At 48.3% G+C, this 13,325-nt stretch carries 8 protein-coding genes; 4 read left to right on the top strand and 4 right to left on the bottom strand.

Annotation, left to right across the window (positions count from 1 at the left end; genetic code table 11):
• The first annotated feature begins 572 nt into the window (after positions 1-572).
• Positions 573-1,922 carry a nucleotide sugar dehydrogenase gene (locus GJR95_RS15630; protein ID WP_162386761.1) on the top strand — a complete coding sequence of 450 codons (1,350 nt, stop codon included), beginning with the start codon at positions 573-575 and terminating at the stop codon, positions 1,920-1,922.
• A 62-nt stretch (positions 1,923-1,984) separates the two neighbouring features.
• Complete coding sequence (locus tag GJR95_RS15635; protein WP_162386762.1) at positions 1,985-3,244, top strand: glycosyltransferase family 4 protein; 1,260 nt, start codon at positions 1,985-1,987, stop codon at positions 3,242-3,244.
• Between the two features lie 232 nt (positions 3,245-3,476).
• Here GJR95_RS15635 and GJR95_RS15640 read toward each other — a convergent pair whose 3' ends face one another.
• Positions 3,477-4,355: an HAD-IIA family hydrolase gene (locus GJR95_RS15640; protein ID WP_162386763.1), complete on the bottom strand. Its 879-nt coding sequence runs from the start codon at positions 4,353-4,355 to the stop codon at positions 3,477-3,479.
• A gap of 205 nt (positions 4,356-4,560) precedes the next feature.
• The gene (locus tag GJR95_RS15645) at positions 4,561-5,535 is read right to left on the bottom strand and encodes an NADPH:quinone oxidoreductase family protein (RefSeq protein ID WP_162386764.1); all 975 of its coding nucleotides are present in this window, start codon (positions 5,533-5,535) and stop codon (positions 4,561-4,563) included.
• 130 nt (positions 5,536-5,665) lie between these two features.
• Between GJR95_RS15645 and GJR95_RS15650 the strand changes: the two genes are divergently transcribed.
• A complete protein-coding gene (locus GJR95_RS15650; protein WP_232541196.1) occupies positions 5,666-7,243 on the top strand; it encodes a serine hydrolase domain-containing protein in 1,578 nt (525 codons plus the stop codon).
• Positions 7,244-7,317: 74 nt separating this feature from the next.
• Here the strand turns inward: GJR95_RS15650 and GJR95_RS15655 are convergent, their stop codons facing one another.
• Positions 7,318-9,111 (bottom strand): cytochrome-c peroxidase, encoded by a 1,794-nt coding sequence (locus GJR95_RS15655; RefSeq protein WP_162386765.1) that lies wholly within the window; start codon positions 9,109-9,111, stop codon positions 7,318-7,320.
• Between the two features lie 262 nt (positions 9,112-9,373).
• Here GJR95_RS15655 and GJR95_RS15660 point away from each other — a divergent pair, with 262 nt between their 5' ends.
• Positions 9,374-12,865: a metallophosphoesterase gene (locus GJR95_RS15660; RefSeq protein WP_162386766.1), complete on the top strand. Its 3,492-nt coding sequence runs from the start codon at positions 9,374-9,376 to the stop codon at positions 12,863-12,865.
• 43 nt (positions 12,866-12,908) lie between these two features.
• Here GJR95_RS15660 and GJR95_RS15665 read toward each other — a convergent pair whose 3' ends face one another.
• Complete coding sequence (locus tag GJR95_RS15665) at positions 12,909-13,304, bottom strand: DUF1398 family protein (protein ID WP_162386767.1); 396 nt, start codon at positions 13,302-13,304, stop codon at positions 12,909-12,911.
• Positions 13,305-13,325 lie beyond the last annotated feature (21 nt).

Raw genomic sequence — 13,325 nt, forward strand, 5'->3', positions numbered from 1 at the left:
AGGTTATTGGTTATCAGAACCCAAGCTAGCCTGGAGCCTAAATTCTATACCACATCCCGGTCGCTTCTTACCAGCGTACTTCCAGTAGCTATCTACAAAAATACACCAATATCATTTGTTGGCAACATTTTGATTATTTATGTTCGATCAATACCAATATAGGTAACTAATTGTTATGTTAAATATTGTTATTGGGTATCAGGCATCAACTGAACCAAGTCGATTAAGCAGCACGAATAAATACCGAATTGTTTGTTTGTAGTCGATCTCTAAGAATAAAACAGTTCAATACTATATATGTACAAAAAACAGTATCCATAAAATTAAATTTAACTAATAGTTACTGAAAAATAATATTTAATAACTAGTGATTATTATATTGCAACAGGTATTGCAATGGTAAACTTATATTTTCTGCTATTCTAGCTGATATAAACACATTAGCAACTGAGAACATTTTTTTGAATACCTGATGAGCAGTTGCTCATTTTGGCTTGCAGCTAGCGGCCAGAAAGGGATTCAAGGATATACAGAATTTAGATAACTAATAGTATTTCAACCTGACTGTAAGCATGAACATTAGTATTTTCGGACTTGGCTACGTAGGATGCGTTAGCCTTGGGTGCCTTGCCCAGAATGGCCACCAGGTCGTAGGCGTAGATGTGAACAAAACGAAAGTCGATCAGATTAATGATGGTCGGGCAACTATTGTTGAAAAAGACATTGATGCTATCATTGCCACGCAGCACTTACTGGGGCGGATACGGGCAACAACCAATTTTCGGGAGGCCATTCTTGCTACAGACCTTTCTATTATAGCGGTCGGAACACCTTCAACGGCTCAGGGGCATTTGAACCTGACCTATATCCTGAGTGTAGCAGAACATTTTGGTGAGGTGCTTCGGGAGAAAGAAGGTTTTCATGTTATCGCCCTACGTTCAACGGTCATGCCGGGCACCTGCGAAAAGATTGCAGCTATGATCGAAGACCGCACCGGAAAAACCCGCGATGTAGACTTTGCCGTTGTTAGTAACCCTGAATTTTTGCGGGAAGGAACGGCTGTCCATGATTATTATCACCCGCCACTCACATTGATCGGTACCGAGTCAGAACGGGCGGCTTCTATTGTTCGTACGTTGTATGACGAATTACCCGCCGAGGTAGTCGTTGCCGAAACCAAAACGGCCGAAATTATGAAGTATGTGAACAATACGTATCACGCACTGAAAATTTCTTTTGCCAATGAGGTCGGCAATATCTGTTCGTCACTGGGTATCGACTCGCATGAGGTGATGGATATTTTCTGTAAAGACAAACAGCTCAATATCTCCAAATACTACTTCAAGCCGGGTTTTGCCTACGGGGGTTCGTGCCTGCCTAAAGATTTGAAAGGGCTACAAACGTTGGCTCATGACCTGTATCTACAAGTGCCGGTTATCAGCAGCATTCATCGCACCAACGAAATTCAGATGCAGCGGGCCATTGCCGTACTGATGCGCCATAGCCATCGTAACATCGGTTTTCTGGGAATTGGCTTCAAAGCCGGGACCGATGATTTACGGAATAGCCCTGCCGTTGAGCTGGCAGAAACCCTGCTGGGCAAAGGCTTTACGCTCAAGATTTATGACCGCAATGTGCATACCTCAAAACTGACGGGAACCAACAAAGAATACATAGACCAGCACATTCCACACCTCTCCCGGCTGATGGTACAGGATGCTGAGGAGTTGGTCGAATGGAGTGATGTACTGGTCGTTTGTACGAAAGAGGCTGAATTTGTTCAGGTGCTGGGCGAAGCAAGCAATAAAATCATTCTGGATCTGGTTCGTATTCAGGCCGAAATAGATCCAGCTAACCAATATATAGGCATAAACTGGTCGCAGGACGCGGCCGAGTCACCTGCCCAATTAACGTTCAGATAGGCTCGTGGATTTAGTAGAAGAGCGCTATCCACTGTGCGCTATAAATCGCAAACGTATCCCTCATGAATACATCCAACTTCGAAAATTTAGTAGGTAAGCATATTCTAATTATTGTTGAAAATCTTCCGGTTCCATTTGATCGCCGGGTGTGGCAGGAGGCAACCACACTCCGGGAGGCCGGTGCCGAAATCAGCATTATCTGCCCCCAGATGAAAGGCTATACGGATGCATTCGAACAACTCGATGGCATCGATATTTATCGTCATCCACTGCCGGTTGAAGCATCAGGAGCACTTGGTTATCTGGTCGAATATGGTACATCGATTTTCTGGTGGTATTGGTACGCGATAAAAATCTTTGCCAAGAAGCGGTTTCACGTTATTCATGGCTGTAATCCGCCGGATCTGATCTTTACCGTAGCGCTGCCATTTAAATTACTGGGGGTTAAATACGTTTTCGATCACCACGACATCAACCCGGAGTTCTATCTGGCCAAATTCGACAAGAAAGACTTTTTCTATCGACTGATGCTTTTCTTCGAACGGATTACCTACCGGGTAGCCAATGTTAGTATCGCTACGAATGAATCCTATAAAGAAATTGCGATTCGTCGGGGCAAAATGAAGCCCGAAAATGTAACGATCGTTCGGAGTGGTCCTAAACTGGAGCGGCTCCGGATTGTTCCCGGTAACAATGCTTACAAGAAAGGGCGGACCTATCTGGTTGGTTATCTGGGTGTAATTGCCCAGAGTGAAGGCATTGATTTATTGCTCGAAGCCGTTCGGAAAATTACGGCCGTGCGTCAGGATGTGCAGTTTGCCATTGTTGGTGGCGGAACCAGCCTGGAGGAGATGAAAGTATTGGCCGGAACACTGGGCGTATCAGACTATGTCGATTTCTATGGTCGCGTTCCCGATGATTTGCTGCTGGAAGTGCTCAATACCGCCGATGTTTGCGTGAATCCTGACCGGCCTACAGAGATGAACAACCTCTCGACCATGAATAAAATCATGGAGTATATGGCCCTGAAGAAACCCATTGTTCAGTTCGACCTGAAAGAAGGGCGATTCTCGGCGCAAAAAGCATCGCTTTACGCTCGCCCGAATGATCTGGACGATTTTGCGGACAAAATCACGTATTTACTCGATAATGAGACTGTTCGTACGGAAATGGGCGAATTTGGCTATCGGCGTGTTGCCAATGAACTATCATGGGCTCACGAACGAGGCAAATTGCTGAGATTATATGATCGATTGCTGGCTCCAACATTTGGTCAGGAAACACAACCTGCCGATGAGCCTGTAACCGCAACGCAAGTGTAGTAAGGTAAAAGAGAATGGTGGTTGGGGAACTGGTTTTACCGGTTCCCCAATTTTTTTGGTTGATTACAAACCTTTAAGGTTTTTGAAACCGCATCGGCGGCCCGGCGCATCGGCGGCCCGGCTTATAGGTTTAAATGGACCGAGCACTAGTCTTAGACTACTACTACGGTTATTATGAGCGCTAACAGACCAACCGTGGCACGGCTCCTAACCAAAGGCCGAAAATATACAGCTACGAAATCAATACAGACTCACAGATGTAGGTAGGAATAATGCCGGTGCTGCGAATCTGCACTTCCACGTCCTGAGCCTGCGTGTTGCCGCTCAGAACCAGTACGGTGTCCAGACCAAATTTATTCCCGCCGAGTATATCGGTACGTAAGGTATCACCTACCATAAGAACATCACGCTTGCTGATATGCCCATCTTCAGGCGTTTCCAGACCACGGGGAACCACATTTTCGAGCCGCTCGTAGGCAAACATAAAAAGCTGAGCATCAGGCTTCCCGAATCGAATAAACTGTTTCCCTACGATCATTTCGATCATTTCGGCCACGGCCCCGATAGCAATGGCAATCCGGGTTTTCGATACGGGATATGTCTCATCCGTGTTTGCAACAATGACCGGAATATTACGCTTTCGAAGCAAATTTACCGTTTTGTTCAGGTCCGTATTCCAGTCGAAGCCTTCATCATCGAGCAGAACCAGGGCATTGATGTCGGCAATGTCGGACAAGTCCAGTTGGCTGATAGGCAGCGTTTTAAGACCAGCCGTTTCGATATAGTGTGCCGAACTTTCAGTGCCCAGATAAGCAACCCTGCCATGATTCACTTTTAGGTCGAGGTATTCACGCGCCAGCATTCCCGACGAAATAATTCGTTCGGGAGTAATGGCATAAAGTCCCTGTCGATGGTAGGATTCGGCTAATTCTTTCGGTCCGCGCGACGCATCGTTGGTCAGTACGTAAAACTCTTTGCCATTTTCCTGAAGCCAGTTGAACGTGCTTTCAATACCGGGCAATAAACCTTCATAATTTTTCAGAACGCCAAATGCATCGAAGAAAATTACTTTATAATTGGCGGCTACTTCTCTGAAATCGTCAAGTTGCATAGAGAATGATACGTAAGTAGGGAGTGTAAGGGTTGACCATTAATTGTACAAATAAGGCCAACCAGCAATAGATTATTTGTCCTTCTATTACCAAACGTTTGTAAAAATACGGCGTAAGTGAACTAAAATAACTTTTTTACAAAAAAAGCCATCGTTCCCCTGATCCGAACCGGTTCATTTTGATTGAATAAAGTTCTGATAGCCACTACAGTACAAGTACGGCCTTCCCCACAACTTTTCGATCCATCAGAGCACGGAGAGCCAGCGGTGACTCGTCGAGTGAATATGTACTATGAATATGCTGTTTCAACTGCCCGGTGGTAATCCAGTGTAAAATCTGCCCGAAATTGCTCATACTTAGTTTCGGCTCCCGTTGTGCAAACGTCCCCCAGAACACACCTACCAGAGAAGCCCCTTTCAGCAGGGTTAGATTCAGAGGAATATTTGGAATAGAGCCAGCCGCAAATCCAACAACCAGATAGCGGCCTTTCCAGGCCAGCGACCGGATACTTGGTTCGGAGTACCGATCACCAACCGGATCATAGACAACATCGACACCATTGCCGTTGGTGAGGGCCTTGAGCCGTTCGCGCAGGTCTTCGGTTGTATAATTTATGGTTTCGGTAGCGCCCATCTGACGGCAGACCTGGAGCTTTTCGTCGCTCGATGCCGCAGCAATGACGGTTGCCCCCATCAGTACGCCTAACTGAACAGCAGCCAGACCCACACCACCAGCGGCTCCGAGCACCAGCAATGTTTCACCGGGTTTCAGATTAGCCCGGTCTTTTAGGGCGTGATAGGAGGTGCCATAGGTGTACATTGTCGAAGCAGCCGTGATATAATCCATACCAGTGGACATGGGCAAGGTTGTAGCCGCGTTGCCAGTAACCTCTTCGGCAAATCCCCCATGCCCCGTCAGTGAAAAGACATTATCACCTACGTTCAGATGCGTCACACCCTCCCCCACTTCTTTCACGATACCGGCCACCTCGCCACCCGGCGAGAAGGGAAATGACGGCTTAAACTGGTATTTGCCTTCAATCATGAGCGTGTCTGGAAAGTTGACACCGCAGGCTTTTACGCTGATAACGACCTGCCCTTTACCGGCTTTGGGCGATTCAATTTCCTCGACAACAAGTGTTTCGGGCGGTCCAAACTGTTTGCACAAAACTGCTTTCATAACTAGAATGGGTTTAGAATAGACTGAGTAGCTGATCTGAGCATAGTTTATAAGGCTGCGACCTTGGGCCAGAAGCATAACTCCGATCAACGCGAAAGTACTATCTTTATCCGATCAACCTGAACTGTTTATGAACCGTATCGCTCTCCTTGTCACCTTCTTCTGGGCTTCGTTTGCGTTTAGCCAGTCAATGCCCAATGGAAGCTCCATTGCTGCCTCATCGCAACAGAAAAATTACCGACCGCCCACCTTTACCGACCCCGATCGGCTGGCTAAAATTGAAGCGCTTTACCCGGTAATCGACAAAATTTATCAGGACTATGCCGCTAAAAATCATTATCCGGGTCTTGCTTTTGGCTTGGTGGTCGACGGTAAATTGGTGCATTCCGGCGGATTTGGCTACACGGACGTTGCGCGTAAAACACCCGCAACCCCCAGGTCCGCGTTTCGCATTGCGTCTATGACCAAAAGCATCACCGCAATGGCTATTTTAAAACTCCGCGATGAGGGAAAACTCCAGCTCGATGCGCCTGTCTCGAACTATATTCCGGAAGCGGCTAAACTTACGTACCTAACGGCTGATGCACCGGTAATGACAGTTCGCAACCTGATGACTCACTCGGCAGGCTTTCCTGAAGATAATCCGTGGGGCGACCGTCAGTTAGCCGATACCGATGACGAGCTATTGGCACTTCTAAAAAACGATGTATCATTCTCCAATGTGCCTGGTGTGGCTTACGAATACAGCAACCTTGCTTTTGCCATGTTGGGCCGGATTATTACAAAGGTATCGGGCAAGCCGTATCAGCAATACATCACCGAAACCATTCTGAAACCCCTCGGCATGACGCATACCGAATGGGAATATACCAAAGTGCCAGCCGACCAACTGGCGCATGGCTATCGCTGGCTTAACGAACAATGGGTTGAAGAGCCGCTATTGCACGATGGTATCTATGGGGCCATGGGTGGCCTGATTACATCCATTGAGGATTTTAGCCGGTATGTTGCGTTTCATCTGTCGGCGTGGCCTCCGCGTAATGATGCCGAAACAGGGCCGATCAAGCGCAGTTCGGTACGGGAGATGCAGTTGCCGCGAACATTCCGGGACCTGAATCCGGGATTTCGATTTCCCGGCGGCCGGGTTAGTCCAATGGTCAACCATTATGCGTATGGCTTAAGCTGGAGCCACGACGGCGATGGCCGCGACTATGTTGCTCACAGTGGAGGTCTTCCTGGTTTTGGTAGCCAATGGCGAATACTTCCCGACTATGGTATTGGCATTATTGCCTACGGAAACCTGACATATGCCAACCTGGGAACGGTGAACTGGGCTGTACTGGACACGCTGTTGTCAACGGCTAAACTGAAGCCCCGCCAGCTGCCTGTTTCGGCTGTTCTCAACCAGCGTAAGGCTGAACTGGTGAGTCTGCTACCGAATTGGACGAATGCAGACAAGAGCCAGATTTTTGCCGAAAACTTCTTCCCTGATCAATCGTTGGAGGCCCGTCGAAAAGTGGCGCAGGCATTATTCGCCAGGATGGGAAAAGTGGTTCGTGTTGGCGAGTTGATTCCCGAAAATCAGTTGCGCGGTCATTTTGTGATCGAGGGTGAGCAATCCAGCGTAGACGTATTTTTTACTTTGACGCCCGAAAATCCTGCTTTGATTCAGCAATTGGACCTGCATGAGCTTGCCCGTAAGCCCTGATTTTTCAGGCATCGGCGTGTATTTTCATCGGCCCTACCCTGGAGAAGTGGCCGATAAAATACACGCCGATTTTCTTAAAGAGACTTCATAAAAGCGACTAAAGCTCGCTTTTCGGTGAGGGTTAGATTGAGTTTGTCGAAGGGAAGCGTCTGGTTCTCCAGGGTAAATCCTAACCCTACTCCTCCGCCTTTGTCGTAGAATTCAACGACCTGATCCAGTGTTTTGTAGACGCCATTGTGCATGTAGGGAGCTGTAAGGGCCGCTTGCCGGACAGTGGGTGTTTTGAATGCATTTCGATGAATGCCGATTTTAGTTGATCGATAGCGGCCTTCGTCGGCGTCGAGCTGTCGTTCAGTAGCAGTGGCAGGAGCGCCCAGTACTTCGCTTTCCGTTTTGACGTAAGCCGGTGGTATCGTGCCATTGAACAGCGGAAAAAAATGGCAGGTAGCGCATCTGCCTTTGCCCATAAATACATTAAAGCCCATTTTTTCCTGAGCGGTCAGGGCTGCTTTTTCGCCACGCAGATAACGATCCGAACGGGTATTCAGGCTGATCAATGACCGGACATAAGACGCAAGAGCGTTTTTCAGGTTTGTTTCGGTTACGCCATCTGCATACGCCTGCGCGAACTGTTTCTGGAAGGTTGAGTCTTTTTGTAGCGCTGCGGTTGCACTGGTCAGAGAGCCACCCATTTCCTGCGAATTGTGAATAACATCGGTAATTTGATCTTCCAGAAAAAAAACTCTTGAATCCATGAACTGGAACGACTGAAAAGCGGCATTGACTAAGGTTGGCGTATTTCGGCCAATGCGATGTTTTGCATCGAGCGTTAATGGCGACGGTTCGCCATCGGTAAAGGCGCGATTGGGTTGATGGCAGCTTGCGCAGGTACGTTGCCCATTTCCAGATAGAATGGGATTGAAAAAAAGCATTTTACCGAGCGCAACCCGATCGGCAGTGGGCAGGGCATGATTATAAGGCAGAAAAAAAGTTGGGTCGAAAGCGTTGGTATCCGAAAGCGTTCGGGCGGTAGGCCGCAGCATTCGTTTGTCGGTTGCCAGCGGGTAACCAAGAGCAAGTTGCGTTTCCATGAGCAGACGGCTCAGCGGATAAGCATATTGTCGTATAAACCCGAGCCGGTCAAACTGGTTGAACGATTGCCCGCGCATGGCCTGAATGGCTTTACTGATTGTCTGGTGAAGATGAGTCGCCTGTTGGGTGGCAATCGGATAGGCCAGCAGGGCATGATCCAGACTTTCGAGAGCCGCAATGCCTTCGGGGAGGGAGTGCAGTGAGACTGGCGAGTCGAATCCCGTAATGCCCAGTGTAATCAGGCGCAACACTTCCAGCCGCATCGCGTCAAAGATCTGACTGTCTGTTAATTCATTATAGTTTGCAACCCGGCGTAACTGGCTGACTGTAGTTTTGATGGATGCCATTTGCCGGAGTAAATCGGTTCGACGGGAAGCATCTAACGGAAAAATCATTTCTTCCGTTACCTGAAACCCATTAGGCTGAATAACAACGCCAATGCCATCATCTAGCTCACCTTCGGGTAACGGTGGCCCGTTGAGCGATTTGGCTGATCCCGAAAAGTAAAATTCAGTCAGGAATTCTACCCGTTTGTAAGCCAGCCTTGACTGGCGGAACGCTGCCTGAACGATCGGTGCAGGCTGGCGTCTCTCAATGGTGGTATAGAGCTTGGTTACCGCTGAATCGAGCCGGGCAAGATCGGTCAGGTACGTTGTTTTAACGACCTTGTGCGGTTGAATAGAGGTAAATGATTGAACCAGAACCGCTACCAGTATGAGCAGTATTGAGGCAACGGAGCCATGTAAAACTGCTGATCGGTATACAGATCGTTTCATAAAGGAATATATTGAACCCATTCTTTCGACAAAAATAAGCGCAAATGGGGACCTATTTGCAAGGTAACCGAAGCATAACGTTTGCCGGAGCTGTACTCCGATTATAGGTTATCACGCCTGTTTAATGGCATGGCTTCAGGCTAAGATTATGAGCGTTGTTACGCGCCAATTAATTGAAAGTTAGCTAATTATTTGTAGATTTCTCTCTGCTTTCAAGTCACGGTGATAGCTTTGTTTGTTCATAATGCCTCGTTAACTGAAAATGAAACAATCATTACCACTATTCCAGCTGGTTAAAATTAGTGTTTTGGTGGTCTATTTGACCGCTGGAATACAGTCTATCTCAGAGGGCAGACTTCATATACCCAATGATGGCGAAGCACTCGTACGAGGCCCCTATTTACAGAAAGCATCACCAACCAGCATGACATTTCGCTGGCGTACCGACCCCGCTTCGATCGGTGTGGTTCGTTTTGGTGCATCAGCCAGTAGTCTGTCCGGGTCGGTTAGTGAGACAACGGCGGTTATAGATCATGAAGTAACCATAACCGGCTTAACCCCAAACACACAATACTATTATTCGGTAGGCACGCCAACGGGGTCATTACAGGGCGATGCGGCTAATTATTTCTACACCTTTCCGCCAGAGGGAACGCCTAAAAAGACCCGCATCTGGTCATTGGGTGATTTCGGCTACCTCAATTCTGCACGGCAGGCCAATGTGAAAAATGCGTTCAAAAACTATATGAAGAGCATTGGCGACCCGTACATCGATCTCTGGCTCTGGCTGGGCGATAATGCATACAATCAGGGCCTGGATAATGAATACCAGGCGTATGTTTTCAGTTCGGACGTTGGTTATGGGGGAGATCGGTACATGAAGCAGACTCCCATTTTTTCGACACCGGGCAATCACGATTATGTGACCAATGAGCTACGGGTTAATCTGAATATTCCATACTACGGTGTTGTCTCGCATCCAACCAACGCCGAAGCGGGTGGGGTGCCATCGGGCACGGAGTCCTATTACTCGTTTAATTACGGTAACATTCATTTCGTCAGCCTGGATTCGGACCGCTACGAAGACAATGCCGATGTGGCCTCCGATGTTCGGTTTCTTGAGTCGAGGCCGCAGCTTACCTGGCTCAAACAGGATCTGGCCGCTGCTCAGGCGAATCCAAACATAAAATGGATTATTGCCTTCTGGCATCATCCACCCTACACGAAGGGCACACACGATTCGGATACTAATAAACAACTTCGGGACGTTCGAATGAATCTATTGCCGGTACTGGAACAGTATAAAGTTGATCTGGTCATGTGTGGTCACAGTCACGTCTACGAGCGGTCGAGGCTCATGAAAGGACACTACGGCGATGCGCTTACGTACGACAGTAAGCTGCATAATTCCGTTGATGGCAGTAACGCCAAATCAAGTGGCAAGTTCGATGGATCGTCTAATTCCTGCTATTACTTCAAAAGTCGCAACTCCGCCACCAATGAAGGCACGGTATACGTAGTGAATGGTCACGGTGGGGCTCCAGGCGGGCGTATCTTATCGGGAACGGCTCAATGGCCACATAATGCCATGGAAGTTGCCTACGACGATGCCGGGGGATCAATGTACCTTGAAATTGAAGGCGGTAAACTGGTATCGAAGCTGATTGCCGGTGATGGCTCAATTCAGGATCAGTTTACCATTATTAAAGATGGAGACGGCTTTTCAGTGCCTGCCACCAACGGTATTGCCCGTAACGCAACCTGCGAATGTACGGATGGCAATAACCAGACGCATTATACCGATGCAGAACTTAATAAGATACTTTCGATCAGCAAAAACGGGCAGAACATCGGCCGGATTGGCGATGGAACGTTCAGTCTGCAACTAAAAGGTACTTCTGGCGCATCGGTTATAGCCCCCAATAGCCCGACTAATTACGTGACTCTTCCAACGGGCTGGTCTGCTGCAAACCGTTATTATACGCTGAAACCGACCAATGAGCCATCGGCAGGCAACCCCGTTGCGGTGTCTTTTTATTATACGCAGGCCGATGTAGACGCTATTAATGGAAAACTGGGTCAGGTGTTAACGCCACAGCAACTGAAAGTCTTTACGATCAATGATGGGCCGACAACGTTCAATCCTGATCCGGCCAGTGGGCATACGGCTATTCCAAAAGCTTCGTCGCCGGGAGGCAGTGGCGCATCAATTTTTACGTATGGTGCTAAACCTTCAATCACTGGCTGGGCGAATTCAGGGAATGGCGGTAGCTTTCGGGCCGATTTTCTGGCTGCCCGTTTGGGTAGTGGTGGCATTGGCGGTGCATTGAATGGAGCAGATCCAACAGCCAATCCGGTATCTGTAACGCTTGTTGCCAGCCCTGCCGTAAGTCCGGGCCTGACAAACCTATCCGCAAAAGTGTCGGGGGGCACGGCTCCGTTTAGTTACACATTCAGTGGCCCCGGTGTTAGTCCAACGGCTGGTAATACCGCCAGAGTGACAAGTCTGACCGCAGGGGTACAGGTGTTCTCCGTTATTGTCACGGATGCTGTGAGCCAAACGGCCACGGCTGCAACATCGGTAACCGTAACAGGTGGAGCGGCAGATTGCGGCAATTATTTTGTTGGTGTAGGGGCCGGATACGCGAATACGACAGGTTGCGGCAATGTCGCATTAGGGCCTAATGCGGGTTATTCGAACATGACCGGCAATCAGTCAACATTTGTGGGTAGTTGGGCAGGTTTCTTCAGCAGTGGGCAGGCCAATACCTTTGTTGGGTATAAAGTGGGGCTAAATACAACCACCGGGAATTTTAATACCTTTCTGGGTACGCTGGCCGGGCTTAACAACACGATTGGCTCGGCCAACGTCTTTTTGGGCGATAGCGCGGGAAGTGCCAATGCCGCCGGTAATTACAACGTATATCTGGGAACTAATGCGGGGAATGGAGCTGGCGTGAACGGCTCCAATAATGTCTCCATTGGTTCTGAAAGTGGACGGAGCAATCAGAATGGACTTAACAATACCTTTCTGGGCTACCGGGCAAATGCGGGTAAAGCAGGACTGTCTAATGCTACGGCTATTGGTAACAATGCCCGAGTGGATATTAGTAATGCGATCGTGCTGGGCAACGGTGCCAATGTCGGAATTGGGACTGGTAGCCCCGGAAATAAGCTGGAAATTCATGCCGATTCCAGCGGACAATCCGGACTCCGGTTAACTCAGGTCACCTCGGCCATGACGCCTATTGGAAGTGCCAGTAAATTCCTGACGGTCAACGCTAAGGGTGATGTATATCTGGCAAACTACGTCAGTGGTGGCAGGGCTGCGGCTTCTTCAGATGATGGCTTGTGGCAACGTAATGGCCGGTTTCTACAAAGTGTGAAGGGCGAGGCCATTATTATTGGCCAGGGCGTTAGCAAGACACCGTCCGATTATAACCTTTTTGTTTCTAAAGGGATTTTGACCGAGAAAGTTAAAGTTGCGATCAAAAATACGTCCGACTGGAGTGATCACGTACTCGGCAATACCTACCAGTTGCGCCCGTTAGCTGAAGTGGAACGATACATTCAGCAACACCAGCATTTGCCCGGTATACCTTCGGCAGAAGAGGTTGTGAAGGATGGAATGGACGTTGGCCAAATGAATGCCAAACTGCTGGAAAAGATCGAAGAACTCACGCTTTACATCATTGAATTAAAGAAAGAAGTCAACAGTTTACGTCAGACAGTCAAACCAACAAAAAAAAGGTAACTAGAATGCCCCAAACCGTACGATGCGGTTTGGGGCATTCTGGTTAGTAAACACCCTGTTTAACCGGTATCCGCTCTTCGTAATGGCCACCGATACCCAGATAGATGACCCGTTTTCCAGAACCGTTCAGTATGGCGTCATAAAAGCGCACACCGGCTTTGGCGATTGCGTCCATAAAGCCAGGGTAATCCGATTTACCTTCCTGATTATCACGAATGGCCTTTAGAGTAAGTGCCTCATCGAAGGTTCGTTCAATAGTTCTTGGCCCGGCTGTACTGGCGTGAATCTCAACTAATCCATGAGCAAATCTGTACAGAATAATACTGGATGCTACATCAACAGTATACGACTGAACACCGGCATCGATAAGTTTCTGGGCCAGATCAGGATAGTTTTTCGAAGTGGCGTAAGCCTGATGAATTTTTTCAGCTATGGTCATTTTGTGGCTGATTTGTTTACC

The sequence above is a fragment of the Spirosoma endbachense genome, assembly GCF_010233585.1.
GTDB classification, from domain to species: Bacteria; Bacteroidota; Bacteroidia; order Cytophagales; family Spirosomataceae; genus Spirosoma; species Spirosoma endbachense.

What these genes read in the sequence shown, in the direction of transcription:
- GJR95_RS15635 (WP_162386762.1), top strand. Translation starts at nt 1,985, where the DNA reads ATGAATACATCCAACTTCGAAAATTTAGTAGGTAAGCATATTCTAATT.
- GJR95_RS15660 (WP_162386766.1), top strand. Translation starts at nt 9,374, where the DNA reads ATGAAACAATCATTACCACTATTCCAGCTGGTTAAAATTAGTGTTTTG.
- GJR95_RS15645 (WP_162386764.1), bottom strand. Translation starts at nt 5,535, where the DNA reads ATGAAAGCAGTTTTGTGCAAACAGTTTGGACCGCCCGAAACACTTGTT.
- GJR95_RS15655 (WP_162386765.1), bottom strand. Translation starts at nt 9,111, where the DNA reads ATGAAACGATCTGTATACCGATCAGCAGTTTTACATGGCTCCGTTGCC.
- GJR95_RS15665 (WP_162386767.1), bottom strand. Translation starts at nt 13,304, where the DNA reads ATGACCATAGCTGAAAAAATTCATCAGGCTTACGCCACTTCGAAAAAC.
- GJR95_RS15630 (WP_162386761.1), top strand. Translation starts at nt 573, where the DNA reads ATGAACATTAGTATTTTCGGACTTGGCTACGTAGGATGCGTTAGCCTT.
- GJR95_RS15650 (WP_232541196.1), top strand. Translation starts at nt 5,666, where the DNA reads ATGAACCGTATCGCTCTCCTTGTCACCTTCTTCTGGGCTTCGTTTGCG.
- GJR95_RS15640 (WP_162386763.1), bottom strand. Translation starts at nt 4,355, where the DNA reads ATGCAACTTGACGATTTCAGAGAAGTAGCCGCCAATTATAAAGTAATT.